Below are 17872 nucleotides of genomic sequence, written 5' to 3'. Positions count from 1 at the left end.
CTGCGGGCCTGGCCCGGTCATCGTCAACAGCCCCGCCAGCGCGCGGGTGGATGTTGAGACGCTGCTGCTGTGCGACGTCCTGCCTGATGGCACCGTGGCCGGTCTCGCCCTGGTCGAGCCGATCTACGACACGAACACCGGCGACCGGGTGGCCACCCGCCTGGTCGACCCGGCCACCGGCGCCGTCTACACCCCGGCGGGCACTCTGGGCCCGTGCGCGACCGGCGGCTGCGGCAGCGTCGACACGCAGCTGCTGTGCGACGTCACCGCCGCGGCGTCGACGCCGTTCCTGCGCGCCGTCGTCTACGACTGCGACGGCGCGGTGACCGGCACCGCCGACCTGACGCTCGACGGCGCCCCGTACACCGTTGCCGGCACCGCCGGACTGTGCCCGCAGACCACGGACTGCGCATCCCCGACGACTCCCACGGCGACGGTCGGCCTGTGCCTGGCCGACGGGACACCGATCGCGGTCACCGTGGTGCGGGACTGCGACGGCGTGGTCACGTCGGAAGGGTGGATCAACCTCACCACTGGAGCGTTCTCAGCCGGGGCCCCGCCGGTGGGAACGGTCGCCTGCGGAGATTCCCAGTCGATCCAGATCTCCGGCACGTTCTGCGACCTCGCCCCCGACGGCACCGTGCTGGGCCTGGTCCTCATCGAGTACTCGTACGCGGCTGATGGCACGATCGCCTCCGTGCGCCTGGTCGACGCCGTCACCGGCGCCACCTACACGCCGACCGGCACCGTTACTGTCTGCCCGGCCGGGGTGGAGCAGCCGGAGCAGGACCTCGTGCAGCTCTGCGACGTTGCCGCCGACGGCACGAGCACCGCTTTCGTCCGCGACTACCGGCGCGACGAACTCGGCGCGATCACCGGGCACTCGGACTACCTGCTCGACGGCACGGCGTACGTCCCGACCGGAACCGTCGGCATCTGCCACGCGGAGTGCCGGAACTCCTCCACGGTCCTGGTGTGCGACGTCCCCGCGGACTCCTCCTCGGAGATCACACCGACGATCGTGGACGGCGTGGCGGCCGATATCGCACAGACGCAGTTCGCCAACCTGGCCGGACCCTACACCTCCCTGTGGACCGGCGGCAGCCTGGTCTACCCGGCGGGGACAGGTCCAGCCCAGGAGCACCTGATCGCCGTCGGGCAGCTCACGGCTGGCACTGCGGGTTGCGAGGGCGCCTCGGGCACCGTGACCGTGTCCGTCCGCGTCACACAGAACGGGCCAGGCACCGGGCAGCTCTGGGACGGCGCGCTGCGGATCTTCCGGGGGACGACCGTCCTCATGGATGACCCGGTGGCGCTGTACGCCCCTCCGGGGCACGTGCAGACCCTCACCGTCAGCGCTTCGGTGACTGCCGCTGACCTCGTCGCCGGGGACATCCGGTTCGGGCTGGCCCTGGAGACCTTCCACGGCACCGCGAAGAGTTGGACGGCCGACGAGTTCAGCGCGACGATCGAGCTGGAGGGCTGTGAGGCCACCAGCAGCGTCCAGTTCTTGCGGACCCTGGTCACGGACTGCGTGACCGGCGAGGTCGTCTCGACCACGGACACGACCCTCGACGGCGACCCGTACACCGTCACCGGCGAGGTCAGCCAGTGCACGCCCACCGAGCCCGCCGAGTGCCGCAACTGCGAGGGCGTCGTCCTGTGCGACACCGTCGACGACGCAGAACCGCACACCTTCCTGCGTACCGTGTGCCGGGACTGCACCGGCGCGGTCATCAGCGTCCTGGACACCGAACTCGACGGCACCGCCCCGTACGCGCCGACCGGCACTGTGGGCCGCTGCCCGCAGGTGAGTGGCTGCGCTTCGCCGACCACGCCCGTAGCCGCCGTCGGCTTGTGCCTGGCGGACGGTACCCCGATCGCGGTCACCGTGCAGCGGGACTGCGACGGCGCGGTCATCTCCGAGGGCTGGATCAACCTCACGACGGGCGCGTACAGCGCCGGGGATCCGCCGACTGGGGCCGGAGCGTGCGGCGACTCGCAAAGCGTGCAGGTGTCCGGGACGTTTTGCGATATCGACGCGGACGGCGACGTCGTCGGCCTGGTTCTCATCGAATACTCCTACGCGGCGGACGGCACGATCGACAGCGTCCGCCTGGTCGACGCCGTCACCGGCACCACCTACGTACCGCAGGGGGCGATCACGGTCTGCCCGGCGGGGGTGGAGCAGCCGGAGCAGGACCTGGTCGTGCTGTGCGATGTCGCCGCCGACGGCACCGCGACCCGCATGCTGCGGGACTACCGGCGAGATGAGAACGGCGCGATCGTCGGCCACAGCGATTACACCCTGGACGGGGCGGCCTACACGCCGACTGGCACGGTAGGGCTGTGCGGCGGCTGCAACACCACGCAGGTGTGCGTGCGCTCCAGCGGCCGGGTGGAGTTCTTGACCAACCCCGAGGGGTTGGCCGACAACAGTGTGGACTCCGACTGGACCTGGTCGCCGAACCTCGCCGGGCCGTGGTGGCCCACCTACCGGCTGACAGGGTTCCCGGGCTGGTTCACGGTGGACGGCGGCACCCCGGAAGGCACCGCGCACTGGGTCGCCCCCCACCCCGGCGGCGTGCTCAACAACACCGGCCAGCCCGGTGAGGGTCCTGCCGTTCCGCAACCGCCCGGCTCCGGCGACTGGTACGTGCGTGCGGCGTTCACGCTGCCGGACGACACCGACCCCGCCTCCATCCGCATCAGCACGACGGCGCTCAACGCTGACCAGCTCGCCGTCGAGTGGCGGCTGAACGGCGGCGCGTGGCAGCCGGTCGGCACCAACCACACCGGCCCGCCGTACGTGCTGGCTCCCACCGCGGTCCCAGGCGCGCAGGCTGGCGTGAACGAAATCATCGTGCACGTCCGGGAAACCTTCGCCAATCAGGGCGCGGCCGGGCTGCTGCTGCACGTGATCGCCGAATACGACGTCGACCCGTCCTCGTACCTGCTGTGGACCCAGGTGGTGTGCGACGACGGCAGGGTCTACTACCTCGACGATCAGGGCGAGCGGCAGGATGCGCTGCCGGACGGTTGGATAACCGTGCCATGCGCCTCCAGCACCCCATGTCTGGCCTGCGAGACGTTGCCGATGTGCGACGCCGGCGAGACGGTGACGCTCACCCTCGACCGGACCTTGACCGACACCGACCCGACGCCGTATTTCAAGGCCGCTGACAACCTGTGGAAGGTGCCGCTCCCCGGCGGCGGGCAAGTCTTCTGGGACGGCGCGGCGCTGCACTGGCCGACCGAGGCCACGCCGCCTCCGCCGGCGCAGCAGGCCAATGGGCAGCAACACCACTACATCGCCGCCCTCATCCAGGGTGAGCCGTTCGTCGCGGATTGCCTGGGCGTGGAGCCGCCGACGGAGGTCACGATCACGGCCGCAGCCGTCATCCAGAACCTCGGCCCGACCAACGCAGTTCTGACGGCCGCGCTCTTCCGCCTCCATGACGGCAATACGCAGCTCACCGCGACGTCGACGGCCAACATGGGCCCCGGCTCGATCCGCACGCTGACGTGGACGCACACGGTCACCTACGAGCAGTGGCTTTCCGGGGACCTCGCCGTTGACCTGGACATGGAGACGTACACGAACGGTCCGAAAGGCTGGGAGACCCGGCAGTTCACCCTCACCGCGACGGCGGAGGTGGCCGGCTGCCCGACGACGTTCCTGCGCACCGTCTGCCGGGACTGCACCGGCGCGACCGTGTCCACGACGGACACCAGCCCGGACGGTGCCGCCTACACGCCGACCGGCATTGTCAGCGTCGGCGCGTGCCCGGAGGTGGCGGAGCCGTCCTGCCAGCACTGCGAGACGGTGGTGCTGTGCGATGGCGCTGGCGACACGGCCACGATCACCGGTTCGGCCGCGTCCGGCACCCTGGCAAACGGGGTCACGTGGGCCGCGACGGGCGCGACCAGCCCGGGACCGGCACAGCCGCCGACCACGAACAACGGCGACGGCTCATGGTGGGGCCTCCACTCCTTCCCCCACACCGCGGAAGCGCCGACCACGTGGACGTTCTCGCGGCCGTCGGTCGTCGAGTTCTCGGTCTTCCTCCACTACAACCCGACGACCCCGGCGATCAACACCGCGCAGCTCCCCGCCGGGCTGGAAGTCGTGCACCTGCCAGACGGGTACTCCTACAACGCAGCAACCGGCGTGCTGGCTCGCACCTCGGACGCAGCCCCGGGCGACCCGTGCACGTATTCGACGGACCCGCAGGTCGAGACCAGCGCCCGGTTCCGCACCGCTGGCCCGGTCACGACACTCAGGACCGCACCGGCGCCCGGCAGCCGTATCGCACTATGCGGGAGGTTCTTCACCTACTGGGCCGGCGCTCTCGCAATTTCCCCCGGCGGTTCGTTCCTGCGGACCATCTGCCGCGACTGCGACGGCACCGTGACCAGCGTCACGGACACCCTGCTCGACGGCGAGACGCCCTATACGCCGACGGGCGCCATAGGGGCCTGCCAAAACGAGCCGCCTTGCGGCAAAGCGGTGCTGTCGGAGTGCGTCTACCGGCTGCCGGACACGGCCACCGGCTTCGACGCTGACCAGACCACGTTCCCCGGCTGCTGGCTCGGCACGGCCCTGAACCCCAGCTATGTGTACGGGAACCGGGTCACCTCGTGGGAAGGCACGTACCAGACGAGCACGGGCACCGCCTCCTCGGTTGGGTTCACTAGCCCCGACCTCGGCGGCACCCTCAACTTCACCACCTTCACCCCGGCCATCCCGGTCAGTCCGGCCCAGTCGGCCACGGGCTACCAGGGCACCGCGGTCATCAACGGCATCACCGTCACGCTGACCGCCACCGCGGGCAACGGCCTGTCGCTGGCGGGCACCCTGCTCTCCCTCACCCCCGGTGACCGGTTCCGGGTCGAGTTCTCCGACCCGGTACGCCTCACCCTGACCACCGCGGCGTTCGCGGACCCGCCGACCCCGCACAACGAGCGGCTGTGCGGCGTCGTCGCCGAAACGGTGCCGTGGCAGGCGGTGAAGCTCGCCGACTGCGAGGGCGTCATCACCATCGTGGACCGGGACACCCGGGCGCCGCTGCCGGCCACCGCGACGGTTGACTGCGACTGCTGCCAGCCAGCGCAGGTGTGCGTAGTCAGCACCAGCACCGTGCGGCAGGAGTTCATCTCCAACGCGGCGAACGTGGTGAACAACTCCGTTGACCCGACGTGGACGTGGAGCCCGAACCTGGTCACCTGGTATCCGATGTACCGGACGCCGGTCTTCCCCGGCTGGACGACCGTGGACGGCGGCACCCCGCAGGGCACGGCGCACTGGGTCGCACCGCACCCCAACGGCAGCATCGGCAACAGCGGCCTGCCGGGTGAGGGCCCGACGCTCGGAGTGCAAACTTGGTACGCCAGGGCGTCGTTCAACCTGCCCGACGCCGCGGATCCGGCATCGATCAAGATCTCGGCCACCGCCCTCAACGCCGACCAGCTCGCCGTCGAGTGGCGGCTGAATGGCGGCGCGTGGCAGCCGGTCAACGCAAGCCATATCGCGCCGCCGACAACATTCGGGCCGACCGCAGTCCCAGGAGTACAGCCCGGCACGAACGAAATGATCCTCCGCATTTCGGAAACGGTTGCTGGCGGCGGCGGCGCGGGCCTGCTGGTCCATCTGATCGCCGACTACCAGATTCCCGAGGTGGGGCAGCGGTCATGGACCCGCATGGTGTGCTGCGACGACACCGTCTACTACATCGACGACGCCGGCGCCCGGCAGGACGAGCTGCCGGAGTTCTGGTCGATCGTCGCGTGCGGCAGCGGTCAAACGCTCGTGCTGTGTGACACCAACGGCCCGTTCATCCGCCACGTCGGCTACCGGGACGGTGCGGCCTACGTCATAGACACCACGCTCACTGGGGGCGCGTACGTCTCGGTCGGAGCGGTCGGGGTCTGCTGATCTGCGCGGGGGCCGTGTGGCGGCCTCCGCCCACAATGAAGGAGATTCCCTATGTCTGGAACCAACGGCAGCGTCGCCGGAGGCTCGACGCCGGACGTCGAGTTCGAGGTGCTGTGCGACGTCAACGCGGGCGTGTCGACGCCGTTCCTGCGGCACTACACCACCGACACCGCCGGGGTGGTCGTCACCGATGACTCCCAACTCGACGGTGTCACCGCCTACACGGTGACCGGCACCGTCGGCGTGTGCGCCGCGGCGGCCACGGCTAACCCGCAGATCGACAGCACCGCGCAACGGCAGACCGGCGCTGGCACCGTCACGATAACTACCGGCGCGCGGTCGGTCACGCTCATGGTGTTCGCTGGCGCCCCGACCGTGAGCATCGGTGGTGGCGCGGCGGTCGCGTTCCCCGCCGGGTCCTCGGCGACCTGGTCCGTCGACCAGGGCGGCGAAGCTCTGGTCGACAGCTTCGTGTTCACCGGATTCGCAGGGGCGGACTTCGCGGTGCTCAGCACGCGCGAGGTATAGCGGGTGGCCACCAGCGGCGAGTACATGCCGCCGGAGCGGCGTGTGTTCGCCGCCACCGGCACCACCAACGCTTTAGGCAGCGTGGTCTTCACTTTCAACCCGCCCTTCACGAGCGTGCCCGTGATCAGTCACGCGACGCAGACGGGCGCCACCGACCTGACGGAGTGCCGGATCACTTCCGTGTCAGTGAGTTCGGTGACGTTCAACGTCCGCCGCTCCCCGTCGGTGAGCATCCTGGGCATCTCAGTCCTCCAAGTGCCGCAACCCGCCTCGGGGGTGATCGTGCATTGCACGGCCGTCCAGGCCGGTGCGGTCTAGGACCTCACCGTGCACGCCATCACGGTCCAGCCGTAACCAACCAACTAGAATTCCAAAGCCGCTGGTTGCTGGCCGGGCTCAAGCACTCCCTAGGAGATCCCTTGAGCAATTGCGGCTGTAGCCGACGATGCGACTGTCTCGTTGTCGCCGGTGCAAACGTCACAGTGGCAGGCAACGGTGGCACCAGTGCCCCCTACGTCATCAGCGCGACCGCGGGGGTAGTCACCTGCGAGCAGGTGCGCCCTTGTGTGTCCGCTGGGCCGGGCGCCACCTACGACCCGGCGACAGGCGTGATCGCGGCAAACGTGTCGACCGACGCCGGGAACCAGGTGACGATCGGCACCGACGACGGGCTGTTTGTCCCCGCCGGCGGTGGGGCTGTCACGGCGCTGGCGGTGACAGACACCGACACGGTCGACCTGGAGCTCACCGGGACCGGCGCCGCCGGCGACCCGTACACGGTGGCCGCTGACGTGGTGCTGGACCCGGCGCCGCCGGGCGGCGGCACGAACCTCCTGCAGGAGGGCCCGGACGGGTTGTTCGTGGAGTGCGAGGACGTGCGGACCTGCCTGTCGGCCGGGCCGGGCGCGACGTATGACTCGGCGACCGGGGTGATCGGCGCTCGGGTGTCGACCGACGCCGGGAACCAGGTGACGATCGGCACCGACGACGGCCTGTTCGTCCCCGCCGGCGGCGGCGATGTGGAGCTCGCCGTTGAGGACACGCCCACGGCCCACATGGAGCTCACCGGGACCGGCGCCGCCGGCGACCCGTACACGGTGACCGCTGACGTGATCCTGGACCCGGCACCTCCGGGCGGCGGCACCAACCTCCTGAAGGAAAGCCCGGACGGCCTGTTCGTAGAGTGCGCCGACGTGCGGACCTGCCTGTCGGCCGGGCCGGGCGCGACCTACGACTCGGCGACCGGGGTGATCGGCGCTCGGGTGTCGACCGACGCCGGAAACCAGGTGACGATCGGCACCGACGACGGCCTGTTCGTCCCCGCCGACGGGGCGGGGGGTACGGCGCTCGCGGTGACGGACACACCCACCGTCGACCTGGGGCTCACCGGCGACGGGTCAGCGGGTGCCCCGTACACGGTGACCGCTGACGTGATCCTGGACCCGGCGCCGCCGGGCGGCGGCACGAACCTGCTGCAGGAGGGCCCGGACGGGCTGTTCGTCGAATGCGACACCGTACGCACCTGCCTGTCAGCTGGCGACGGCATCGAATACGACCCGGACACCGGCGAGATCAGCGCATTCCTGTCCGAGGACCCGGGCAACCAGGTGGAGTTCGGCAGCGACCGCGGCCTGTTCGTCCCCGCCGGTGGAGCGGGGGGTACGGCGCTCGCGGTGACGGACACACCCACCGTCGACCTGGGGCTCACCGGCGACGGGTCAGCGGGTGCCCCGTACACGGTGACCGCTGACGTGATCCTGGACCCGGCACCTCCGGGCGGCGGCACCAACCTCCTGAAGGAGAGCCCGGACGGCCTGTTCGTGGAGTGCGCCGATGTGCGGACCTGCCTGTCGGCTGGTGACGGCGCCGCCTACGACCCGGCCACAGGTGTGATCACCGCACGGCTGTCCGGCGACGCCGGCAACCAGGTGGAGATCGGCGGTGACGGAGGCCTGTTCGTTCCGGCTGGCGGGGCGGGAGGTACGGCGCTCGCGGTGACGGACACGGACACGGTTGACCTGGGCCTCACCGGAACCGGCGCTGTCGGCGACCCGTACACGGTCACCGCTGACGTTGTCTTGGATCCGGCGCCTCCCGGTGGCGGCGCGAACCTTCTGAAGGAGGGGCCGGACGGCCTGTTCGTGGAGTGCGCCGATGTGCGGACCTGCTTGTCGGCTGGTGACGGCGCCACATACGACCCGGCCACAGGTGTGATCGCGGCGAATGTGTCTCCGGCCGCGGGCAACCAGGTGGTGATCAACCCTGATGGCGGGTTGTTCGTTCCCGCAGGTGGCGGGGCTGCTACGGCGCTCGCGGTGACGGACACGGACACGGTTGATCTGGAGCTCACCGGGACCGGTACGGCTGGCGACCCGTACACGGTGGCCGCTGACGTGGTGCTGGACCCGGCGCCTCCGGGCGGCGGCGCGAACCTCCTGAAGGAAAGCCCGGACGGCCTGTTCGTGGAGTGCGCCGATGTGCGGACCTGCCTGTCGGCTGGTGACGGCGCCGCCTACGACCCGGCCACAGGTGTGATCACCGCACGGCTGTCCGGCGACGCCGGCAACCAGGTGGCGTTCGGCGGTGACGGCGGCCTGTACGCGCCGCCCGCCGCGCCAGCCGCACTCGAGGTCAGCTGCGGTCTGGCCGGCAACGGATCAGCTGGGGCGCCGCTGGCGGCTGCGGTGACCGCGTGGCCGTACCCGTGCGACCTGGACGCGCAGGGCGGCCTGGTCTACTGCGACTCCACGGGCACCCTGCGATCGGAGCCGCGCGCCAAGTACCAGTACTTCACCACCTCACTCAACGAGCTGATCCCGGGCAACCCGGCGGTGCCGACGACCACCACGACCGGCGGAACGACTGTCGCCACGCGGACGCTGGACATCACGAACCCTGACCCGTGCCGTCCGGCGATCGCCATCACCTCGGTTGAGGTGGATGTTGACTTCGTGATTCCGCCGGGCGGCCGGGCGGGGCACTTTGTCTACGGCGACGAAATGTATCGGTTCGAAAACCGTGGCTCTGCGACCGTTTCGGACGTCCACACCCAGACCACCAAGGTCGTCGGTAACACCACGATCCCGCCAGGCGGCACGGTCACGGTCTCGGTGGATATCGGACTCGGTTTCGGCGCGGGAGGCGCGACCTACAACCGGGTTCAGAGCTTTATCCGCGCGATGGTTTTCGCGCTCTAAAGGGGGATGAATGAAAGCGCGCAAAGATGAGCACACGCGGTATTTCCGCACGCCAAGCGGCAGCGTTGGTGAGATCGCTGATTCTCACGCGGATGCCGGAGGGCTACCCGACGGAGCGGTGGAGATCACCGAAGCGGAGTTTCAGGAGGCGCGTACCTCCTGGGAGGCTGGTGTCGCCGATCATGTCGCCGACCTGGAGGCGGCGGACGCTGAGCTGGCGCAGGAAGCCTACGAGGCGCTGCGCACCGCGGGGATTCCGGAGAAGAGCGCGCGGCGCCTGTCCGGGTTCCACGCCCAACCGTCGTAGCCGCTGAGGTCCGCCTGCGTGCTCCGGGGGCAGGAACGCCTCCGCTCACCCTTGGTGAAGCGGGGGCGTTCCTGCGTGGAGGGCGCTGAGGGGCCGGGGTAGTCGGCCGGCCCCGGCGCACCCTGACGTGGTCAGCCCCCACCCGCCGTCGACCCGGCCATGCTCCCAGCCGCCGCGCGCAGATCTTAGCGAGCGCGAGCCCGGACATGCCGCATGGGCCGATCTGCGGAACCGGCGTCTCGTGCGGATACGCTGGCCTTCACTGGATAGCCGCTGGTCGTGGGCCGGGCGCAGAACTCCGTCAGGAGGTGCGTCCGTTGCCGGCGACATGTTGGAAGTCGATTCACGGGCTGATGGTCCGTGCCACGAAGGTGGACGCGTGCGGCATTCCCGTCGTCGGCCCGTGTTCTGTCGTGACGACCGACGGTCTGATCACCGCCTCGTACTCGCCGGAGATCGCCGAGGGCGACGAGATCGAGGTCAAGAACGCGGCGGGCCGCATCTGCATCAGCTCGAAGGACTGTCCGCAGCTGAAATGGGTGAACTTCGAGATCACCCTGTGTGGCGTCGACCCCGACCTGTTCTCCTTGCTGTCGGGGTATCAGACGGTGCTGGACTGGGAGGGCAAGTCGGTCGGTAACCGCATCGGCGAAGACATCCTCTGCGCGGGAGGTGTCGGCTTGGAAATCTGGTCGGAGGTGCCGGGGGAGACCTGCGGCGCGTCGGGCCTGCCGAGCTACGGCTACTTCCTCATCCCCTGGCTCAAAAACATGATCATCGGTGATTTTGAGATCCAGAACGGTGAGACGACGTTCACCCTGACGGGCCGCAGCGAGAAGGGCTCCGGGTGGGGGGTCGGGCCTCACGACGTGGATGCGACGAGCGCGGCCAACCCGCCGGTGCCCGGCCCGCTGCTGACGCCGATCGGACCCAAGGACCACCTGGACCTGCACCTGACGACCGTGCCGCCGCCAGCGGCGGTGTGCGGCTGCCAGCCGCTGGCCGCGTAACAGCCTGGGGCAGGTGTTCGAACTGGGCTCCTTCCCGCGGCCCTCGCGGGAAGGAGCCCGCGGTTTCGGTGCGCTCCCACCGAACCTGCGTGATCGGAAAGGATGGGGTGGCCGGTGAGCCTGACCGATCACAGCCCGTGCTGGCCGGCCCCTGACGCGGACCCGACGTGCTGCCCAGGCTGGGAGAGCGCCGACCCGGCGCTGAAAGCCCGCCTTGGGAAGATCGCCGCGCAGATCCTGTCGCCGCTGACTGGCGGCCGGTACGGGGTGTGCGAGCTCACCGTCCGCCCCTGCGGGAAGACCTGCGGCGGCGGGGGGCCGCTCGACGTCGGCGTGGGGCCGCCGTTCTACCCGCTGCTGACCTCGGACGGCTGGGTGAACTGCCGCGTCTGCTCCGGCGCCTGCTCCTGCTGCCACGTGTGCAAGGTCGACCTGGAGGGCCCCGCGCAGGCGATCGTCCGCGTTGTGGTCGACGGTCTCCAGCTGCCGCCGGAGGCGTACCGCATCGACAACCATCGCGAGCTCGTCCGCGTCGACGGCGGATGCTGGCCCGAATGCGCGGACCTGACCGCGCCGGTCGACGACGTCGACGGCGGCGCGTTCGCCGTCACCTACACGCGCGGCCTGCCGTTGGATGAGGCGGCGATGCACGCCTACTCGACGTACGCGTGCGAGCTGCTGAACGCCTGCCGCGGGGATGACTGCTGCCGCCTTCCCGAGCGCGTCACCACGATCACCCGTCAAGGGGTGACGGTCGGGTTCGTCGACCCGATGACGTTCCTCGACGAAGGCAGGACAGGCATCCCCGAAGTGGATCAGTGGATCGCGTCGGTCAACCCCTACGGGCTACGGCAGCGCTCCCGGGTGCTGTCGCCTGACCGGCCGAAGCTGCGGAGGACCTCGTGGCCGTGAACCTCGACCAGGTCGCCTTCGACCTCGCCGCCGAGCTGCTCGGCTGCTTCTGCGCCGCCCTGGAGGAGAGCACGGCGGGCGCGGCCTGCCGGTGCAGCCTCCTGGCCGGCGCGAACGTCGCGGCGGACCTGTGCTGCGACTGCGGCGACGGCAACGGGCAGGCGTGGGTGCGGGTGGCGGAGATCTGGCCCACGACCGCGACGTGGCCGCAGCGGCTCGCCCAGATCGAGAAGTGCCCGCTGAACCTGTGGGCGGTTGAGCTGGAGATGGGCGCCTACCGCTGCGCCGCGAAGATCGACAACCGGGGGCGGTTTCCGAGCGCCGCCCGGCTGACCCGCGACGCCGAGGTCGTCATGGACGACGCGGCCGCGATGCGCCGCGCCGCGAACTGCTGCTTTCGCACCAGCGAGGCGGCACGCCAGTCGGCGCGCAGGTTCATCGTCGGCGGGTGGCGGCCGCTCGGCCCGGAAGGCGGATGCGTCGGCGGCCAGATGTCGGTGACGGTGTCGGCCTACGACTGCTGCCCGGCCTAGGGTCACGCCCGCGAAAGCAGAGACCAGGGGTGCGGCGGACCGGACGTGTAACAAACGGACTCATGCTTCTTTATGTAAATGAGACATGGGAACAATCGACTACTGACACCCCACACCTGTAGTGTATGAATTGCACATTAAAACCCTCCACGAAAGGAAGTGTCATGAACGTTATGACCTGCGGAAACCACGCTTCTCCCGGCCTTTCCTGGTGGGCTCCTGCAGTCCAGTGGGGGTAGGCGAAGCAACAAACCCGAAGGGCCTCCGTCACCATGGCGGAGGCCCTTCCTCGTATCCTGGCCCGCGTGCAGCAGAGCATGCGTGAAGTTTTCCTCGACCAGGTGCGGCAGGTCATCGCCGAGCACGGGCACGCTGTCCAGTCCGTGCTCGGCGAAGGCGGCATGCCGGACCTGTGCTACACGGTCGGCCTCACTGAGCGGAACCTGCCCGAGCTGGCCGCCCTCGGCGCCGCGGAGGGCCTGGCGCACGTGACGCTCAACGTCCTCGCCGCCGCGCTCACCCCCGCCATGACCTTCGGCGGCGCGGTGGCGCTGTCGCTGCCGACCGGCCCGGCCCGGGTGATGCTCGCCCCCGTGCCGGACGCCGCCGTCGCCCAACTGGCCGTCGCCACCGCCCTGTACGGGCAGCGGGTCCGGGCGCTGCAGGTGGCGTTCGCGTTCTAGCTGTGCCGTCGTATGAGGTTGGTGCCACGGCCGCGATTCCGGCCGCAGCAACGCCTCGCGCACACGGTCTCCTCGGGCGGAGGTGAGTCGAGTCGATGATGTACGGATGACCTACATAGCTCCCCCCAAGTGGCCGCCACCGGATGGGTGGCCGCTACCGTCCGACGACTGGACACCGCCGACGGGTTGGACGCCGGACGCGCGCCGACCCGTCCGTATTCCGCCGGACGGACACGGTGTGCTGCTGCCCAGGCTGCCCGACGCTGAGGAGTCCTCCGCGCTCGAACCACCGGCCGACGCCGCAGATGCACGCCACCGGGTCGTGGTGCGGATGCTGGCGCTATGGGCTAGATCCGTCCAGCGCGACGCCCACAGCTACTACCAAGCCGCGAGCAAGGCCGTATGGACGGACTGGGCGATCGAGCACGGCGAGGAATGGTCACCCACCGAGGATGATCTGGCACGGGTAATCGAGGACGTCTGGGTCCGTGGCTACCGGCTCGTCATGTCGGCCTACCAGATGGAGCGCTGGTCGCAGGCCCACCAGCAGATCACCGGCAGCAGCGAGCAGCCGGACGATCGGCTGCGGATGCTGCGCAACACCATCGAGCACCTGGACGAGGCGTCCTTCACCGACCTCGTCGCGCAGAAGGGCCCGCTCGACCCGAGAAACAAGAGGAAGAAGTGGTCCATCGACGAACTGCCCGGCAAGGAGCTCTTCCTCGGTTTCGATGCCGGTTTTACCGAGGCCGCGTTCGGCCTGGTCAACCTGCGGGACGTGACCACGCGGGCGCGCCTGTACGCCCAGCTTGATGCGCCCGACGAGCCGTCGTTCGACGACTACGTGCCCGATTCGTACGACCCGGAAAGCGACTGAACCGCACCTGCACAGCGGCGTGTTATGCGGGACCGAGTCCTGCCTGCCGGGCTAGCTGTGGTGTCTCATGACGCCGTGGAACCAACGTCATGAGACATCACATCTAGCGGCCGCCGGCCCTGGCGCGGTGGGCCGGGATGACGCCGGCGCACGCCGACCGCCTGCCGAGCATGCTCAGCACCTGTGACAGTCCGGTCCGTCCGCGTGTCCACGGCAACGGAGGACCGACGAACATCAACGCTCGTTTTTGCCTGATGGCCTCGTCGCACCAGGGCGCCGGGTCGGTGATCGTGATCCCGGTGACGAACGACAGGTCGCCGCCATCCGGGTCGGGGCAGCGCACCTCCACCTCGCCGCCGGGGCCGATGCTGATCCGCCACTGCTCGCCTCGCGCCGGGTGCAGCGGCATGGAGGCGAGGCCGTCATCGACGGAGAGCGCGACCGGCGGCAGTCCGAGGAAGGCCAGCAGTGGCAGCAGGTCGGCCGCCGGATCGCCGACCTCGGGGGACACGTAAAGGGCCGGGGGAAAGTCGTCGACGTCGGGCAGCAGCGCCCGCACGTCGAACACGTCGTGGCTCATAGCAACCGATTGTGTCCTGTAGGTGACCGGCTCGCCGTACGACCGCACTTATGCAGGTGTTTCCGTCAGTCACGCCGCGTATCCTCCACATGACGGATGACAATCATCATTGTCTCCTCCTGGGAGGTGTGAACGCCATGACGATCCCCTGCCCGTTCACGACCTGCGAGTGCCTCCATGTCGGATGCGAGTACGGCTGGATCACTCTGCCGGGATCCGACGGCAGCGACTTCGTCCGCCCCTGCCCGACATGCAGGCCCGAGGTCTCCGCCCACCTGCGGATGGGAAGAGGGTCGGGCGCCCAGGTGCGGGCGCAGCTGCGTCACCTGCCGCGACCCTCCCGGGTGGCGGCGAATTCCACGAAAAAACGCTCCTCCCGCAACGTGTAGTGAAACACTTGCAACCGTACCCGCATATCTGTAGCGTATGAATTGCAGAGGCTTGGACGGCTCACGGGGGAGGCTCGCATGCCCGCACGGCTCGACGCCGACCCGACGGACCTCGACGTCCGACTGCCGCCGACCAAGCCGCTGCCCGCCCCCCGGGCCGCCACCGGCACTCGAGGTGGGGCCTGTCCGACAGCCACGACCCGTCACCGCAAGGGCGCCCGCTTGGGGCGCCCTTCGCATGTCCGCAAGGAGAACTCGTGCTCCCTGATCACCAGAACGAACTCCTCGGCCCGGGCCGGTCCGGCACGGCGGGGGAGACCTCGACCTGCCCGGCCTCCCAGCAGGGCACCCACAGCCCGCCCCACCGAACGCCTCCCGCCCTCCACACCGTGGCCGCCCCCGACTGCGGCCGCTGCGGCGACACCGGTGTCATCGACGAGGTCGTCATCCCGCGCCTGGACCTCACCGCTGAGCGGCTGGAGAAGCTGACCTGCATGTTCGAGGCCGCCGCTGACGCGGTCGACGAAGGTCGCGACTCACACGCGCGGAACCGGGCCGGCGTCGCCCAGCTCCTCACCTGGGCCCTGTCGGGCGTCCCCGCCCAGGGGCGTTGCTCCTGCAAACGCGGCCGGAGCCAGGAGGTGCAGGACCGCACCGAACAGCTCCTCGGCGAAGGCGCCAACGCACAAGAGGTGCTGCTGGAGCTGATGCCGGTCGCTCGCGCCCTGTACTGCATGTGGGCCAGCCACCAGCTCGACGAGACGGCGCCGTTCCGGCCGCAGCGGCAGGCCCGCGCCGCGGAAGAGGCACAGATCCTGCTGAGAACCACCGACCCGTGGCTTCGTGACGCGCTGGCTTTGTCCTGGCGGCGGGACCTGCAGGTGTACGCCCCGCTGGTGACAGGTGGTGGCCACTGATGGCGCTCACCATGGGAGAAGCACAAGCCGTCGGCGACCTGCTGGGATTCCTGTTTCGCAGCTCGTGCGATCCGGTGCGCGCGCTGAACGGGGCGGAGTTCCTCGCCAGCCAGGCCCGTCAGGTGAAGGCCGGTATCAGGGCTGAGGAGATCCAAGCCGGATGGTGTCGCTTCGAGCGGAGCGTCACCCTGGACGCCGCCGTCCGTACCGAGATCGACGCGTTGCACCGGGCCGGACAGCTGACCGCCGTCGCCGCCGCCCGCCTGCACGCCGCCCTCCTGCCCGCCGGGAACACCGCGCCGACCAGGGGACGCCGATGAGCGGCGAAAGCGGCCTGGTGCCGCTGACCGACGACGAGCAGCAGGCCGCGGAGCGGGTCATCGCCGAGTACTTCGAGGCGAAAATCCACGAAGCGGAGGAAGTCGCCGTTCAAGCAGCGGCGAACGTCCGCGCGGCCAAAGCCACCGCCACCGCCTGGGGCACCACTCGGACCCTGTGCGGCGTAGAAGCTTTCGGCGTGGTCGCCATCGCCTCCACCCGCCTGATCGAGGCGGGGGAAGCCCTCATCGCCGGGGGCGGCAGCAAGGGGGACTACGAACGGCGGCGCGACGACCAACGCCTGGTATTCCGCTACGTCCGCGAAGTCCTCGGTCACGACATGGAAGGACACCAGTCGTGACGGGAAGAGATGGCCTCACCATGAAGCCTGCCCGCATCGGCGCCCTGACCCTCATCGTTCTGGCGCTCCTGGCCGCTTCCTCGTCCTTCGGATCACCTGGGCCTGCGACAGAGGCCGCCCGACCGACGCCCGAGCCCTCCTCGACCGCATGCGAGCAGGCACGGACCGCGATGGTGCCCGCCCTGCAGCTCGCCCAGGCCGCGATCGAGGAGACCAGCGCCGGTGACGCCAGGCTGGCCAGCATCAGCACAGCACGCGACATGCTGACCAGCGCCCACGTCATCGCCACGGTGAACGCCTGCCTCACCGCCGACCGGGCGGCAGGGACCACGCTGACGGACATCTGCGCCAGGGTCGACGAAGCCGTGCTTCGCATCTCGGAGATCCGCACGACCGGCCGTGCCACCGCTGACGACCGCGTCGCCCTCACCCGCGTCCTGGGTGAGCTGAACACCTTCCTGGCGCCCTGACCTCGCCTTTCTGGCGCCTCGAACCGCTGGCTCAGCGCCGTCTGGCGGCGCCCCTTGCTCCTGTGACTCGTGAAAGAGAGACCCCCGTGCCTGTGACCGACCTGCACAACCGCCCCGACCCCGCCTACAGGCAGCGCCTGGTCAACCAGAAGGAAACCGTCGCAGACCTGCTCGGCGCGCAGGCCGCCGCCGACGAGAAGCTCGACGAGATCGACCGTTGCCTCAACGACCTGCTGCGCCGCTCCACCGGAGCCCTCCACGATCTGAACCACACCGACTACGAGGACGCCGCCGAGGACGTGGAAGCCATGCGCCGCGCGATGCGCAGCCTGAGGCGCATCACCGCCCCCCTGCAGGCCCGCGTCGACGGTCTTCTCGCCGTTCAGCACGCTGACGCCGCCATCCCCGGCGACCCCTCATGCTGATCACCAAACCGGTGCCGTGGGAGGGCACGATCGCCCGCTGCAACCTCGTCGGCCGCGACCAGGTGTGCATCGTGCACGCGACGTCCAACCGCCCGGACGGCCTGCCCGCCGAGCTTCGCGACGACAACGGCGAACCGATCGGCGTGGCCGATGAGGTGTGGATCGACGACCAGAACCTGATGCGTGCCCGCGGCCGCCTCGACGCCGCCACCGACGCCGGACGTGACGCCGCCGCCCGTCTCGTCTCCGCCCAGCACGTCGCCGTGCACCTGGGCGACGCCCACACCCGGCGGCTGCGCGAGGCCGGCTCCGACGTCCTCGACATCGTCTTGCTGACCGGCTGGCAGGTCGAGGCGGTGCAGCTCGTCCGCGCCGACCAGGCCCCCTGGGATGAGGCGGTCATCACCGCCGCCCCTGCCTGACCGGCCCT

18 protein-coding genes are annotated in these 17872 nt (G+C 69.9%); 17 read left to right on the top strand and 1 reads right to left on the bottom strand.

Features of this window, described 5'->3' with window-relative positions:
• Positions 1-46: 46 nt before the first annotated feature.
• The 10 genes from ACFYWM_RS25650 (at position 47) to ACFYWM_RS25605 (ending at position 13982) form a co-directional block, all read left to right on the top strand.
• Positions 47-5935: a hypothetical protein gene (locus ACFYWM_RS25650; RefSeq protein WP_389918110.1), complete on the top strand. Its 5889-nt coding sequence runs from the start codon at positions 47-49 to the stop codon at positions 5933-5935.
• Between the two features lie 51 nt (positions 5936-5986).
• Complete coding sequence (locus ACFYWM_RS25645; protein ID WP_389918109.1) at positions 5987-6463, top strand: hypothetical protein; 477 nt, start codon at positions 5987-5989, stop codon at positions 6461-6463.
• Positions 6464-6466: 3 nt separating this feature from the next.
• On the top strand, positions 6467-6781 hold the full coding sequence (locus tag ACFYWM_RS25640; RefSeq protein ID WP_389918107.1) for a hypothetical protein: 315 nt from the start codon (positions 6467-6469) through the stop codon (positions 6779-6781).
• 65 nt (positions 6782-6846) lie between these two features.
• Positions 6847-9660 (top strand): hypothetical protein, encoded by a 2814-nt coding sequence (locus ACFYWM_RS25635; RefSeq protein ID WP_389918105.1) that lies wholly within the window; start codon positions 6847-6849, stop codon positions 9658-9660.
• Positions 9661-9670: 10 nt separating this feature from the next.
• On the top strand, positions 9671-9967 hold the full coding sequence (locus tag ACFYWM_RS25630) for a hypothetical protein (RefSeq protein ID WP_389918103.1): 297 nt from the start codon (positions 9671-9673) through the stop codon (positions 9965-9967).
• Positions 9968-10284: 317 nt separating this feature from the next.
• A complete protein-coding gene (locus tag ACFYWM_RS25625) occupies positions 10285-10977 on the top strand; it encodes a hypothetical protein (protein WP_389918101.1) in 693 nt (230 codons plus the stop codon).
• Positions 10978-11091: 114 nt separating this feature from the next.
• Complete coding sequence (locus ACFYWM_RS25620) at positions 11092-11889, top strand: hypothetical protein (protein WP_389918100.1); 798 nt, start codon at positions 11092-11094, stop codon at positions 11887-11889.
• Positions 11880-12422 (top strand): hypothetical protein, encoded by a 543-nt coding sequence (locus tag ACFYWM_RS25615; RefSeq protein ID WP_389918098.1) that lies wholly within the window; start codon positions 11880-11882, stop codon positions 12420-12422. The genes ACFYWM_RS25620 and ACFYWM_RS25615 overlap by 10 nt, the downstream gene beginning before the upstream one ends.
• A 305-nt stretch (positions 12423-12727) precedes the next feature.
• Complete coding sequence (locus tag ACFYWM_RS25610) at positions 12728-13105, top strand: DUF4262 domain-containing protein (RefSeq protein WP_389918096.1); 378 nt, start codon at positions 12728-12730, stop codon at positions 13103-13105.
• Between the two features lie 238 nt (positions 13106-13343).
• Positions 13344-13982 carry a hypothetical protein gene (locus ACFYWM_RS25605; protein ID WP_389918094.1) on the top strand — a complete coding sequence of 213 codons (639 nt, stop codon included), beginning with the start codon at positions 13344-13346 and terminating at the stop codon, positions 13980-13982.
• A gap of 103 nt (positions 13983-14085) precedes the next feature.
• Here ACFYWM_RS25605 and ACFYWM_RS25600 read toward each other — a convergent pair whose 3' ends face one another.
• The gene (locus ACFYWM_RS25600) at positions 14086-14562 is read right to left on the bottom strand and encodes a hypothetical protein (protein WP_389918092.1); all 477 of its coding nucleotides are present in this window, start codon (positions 14560-14562) and stop codon (positions 14086-14088) included.
• Between the two features lie 137 nt (positions 14563-14699).
• On the opposite strand from ACFYWM_RS25600, the gene ACFYWM_RS25595 reads away from it, so the two are divergent.
• The 7 genes from ACFYWM_RS25595 (at position 14700) to ACFYWM_RS25565 (ending at position 17864) form a co-directional block, all read left to right on the top strand.
• On the top strand, positions 14700-14951 hold the full coding sequence (locus ACFYWM_RS25595) for a hypothetical protein (protein ID WP_389918090.1): 252 nt from the start codon (positions 14700-14702) through the stop codon (positions 14949-14951).
• 257 nt (positions 14952-15208) lie between these two features.
• Positions 15209-15868 carry a hypothetical protein gene (locus tag ACFYWM_RS25590; RefSeq protein WP_389918088.1) on the top strand — a complete coding sequence of 220 codons (660 nt, stop codon included), beginning with the start codon at positions 15209-15211 and terminating at the stop codon, positions 15866-15868.
• Positions 15868-16188 carry a hypothetical protein gene (locus ACFYWM_RS25585; protein WP_389918086.1) on the top strand — a complete coding sequence of 107 codons (321 nt, stop codon included), beginning with the start codon at positions 15868-15870 and terminating at the stop codon, positions 16186-16188. Before ACFYWM_RS25590 ends, ACFYWM_RS25585 begins: the two co-directional genes overlap by 1 nt.
• Positions 16185-16547, top strand: a complete 363-nt coding sequence (locus ACFYWM_RS25580; RefSeq protein ID WP_389918085.1) for a hypothetical protein — start codon at positions 16185-16187, stop codon at positions 16545-16547. The genes ACFYWM_RS25585 and ACFYWM_RS25580 overlap by 4 nt, the downstream gene beginning before the upstream one ends.
• A complete protein-coding gene (locus tag ACFYWM_RS25575; protein WP_389918084.1) occupies positions 16544-17017 on the top strand; it encodes a hypothetical protein in 474 nt (157 codons plus the stop codon). The genes ACFYWM_RS25580 and ACFYWM_RS25575 overlap by 4 nt, the downstream gene beginning before the upstream one ends.
• Positions 17018-17103: 86 nt before the next feature.
• On the top strand, positions 17104-17442 hold the full coding sequence (locus tag ACFYWM_RS25570; protein ID WP_389918082.1) for a hypothetical protein: 339 nt from the start codon (positions 17104-17106) through the stop codon (positions 17440-17442).
• Positions 17436-17864 carry a hypothetical protein gene (locus ACFYWM_RS25565; protein ID WP_389918080.1) on the top strand — a complete coding sequence of 143 codons (429 nt, stop codon included), beginning with the start codon at positions 17436-17438 and terminating at the stop codon, positions 17862-17864. Before ACFYWM_RS25570 ends, ACFYWM_RS25565 begins: the two co-directional genes overlap by 7 nt.
• Positions 17865-17872: the final 8 nt, after the last annotated feature.

The sequence above is a fragment of the Streptosporangium sp. NPDC002721 genome, from assembly GCF_042888905.1.
Lineage (GTDB): Bacteria > Actinomycetota > Actinomycetes > Streptosporangiales > Streptosporangiaceae > Streptosporangium.
The sequence above is the reverse complement of the archived record's forward strand: the minus strand, read 5'-3'. Positions and strand labels throughout refer to the sequence as shown.

Bases quoted from the DNA above. Each gene is read 5' to 3' on its own strand.
- ACFYWM_RS25595 (WP_389918090.1), top strand. From the start codon at position 14,700: ATGACGATCCCCTGCCCGTTCACGACCTGCGAGTGCCTCCATGTCGGA.
- ACFYWM_RS25630 (WP_389918103.1), top strand. From the start codon at position 9,671: ATGAAAGCGCGCAAAGATGAGCACACGCGGTATTTCCGCACGCCAAGC.
- ACFYWM_RS25580 (WP_389918085.1), top strand. From the start codon at position 16,185: ATGAGCGGCGAAAGCGGCCTGGTGCCGCTGACCGACGACGAGCAGCAG.
- ACFYWM_RS25565 (WP_389918080.1), top strand. From the start codon at position 17,436: ATGCTGATCACCAAACCGGTGCCGTGGGAGGGCACGATCGCCCGCTGC.
- ACFYWM_RS25600 (WP_389918092.1), bottom strand. From the start codon at position 14,562: ATGAGCCACGACGTGTTCGACGTGCGGGCGCTGCTGCCCGACGTCGAC.
- ACFYWM_RS25585 (WP_389918086.1), top strand. From the start codon at position 15,868: ATGGCGCTCACCATGGGAGAAGCACAAGCCGTCGGCGACCTGCTGGGA.
- ACFYWM_RS25645 (WP_389918109.1), top strand. From the start codon at position 5,987: ATGTCTGGAACCAACGGCAGCGTCGCCGGAGGCTCGACGCCGGACGTC.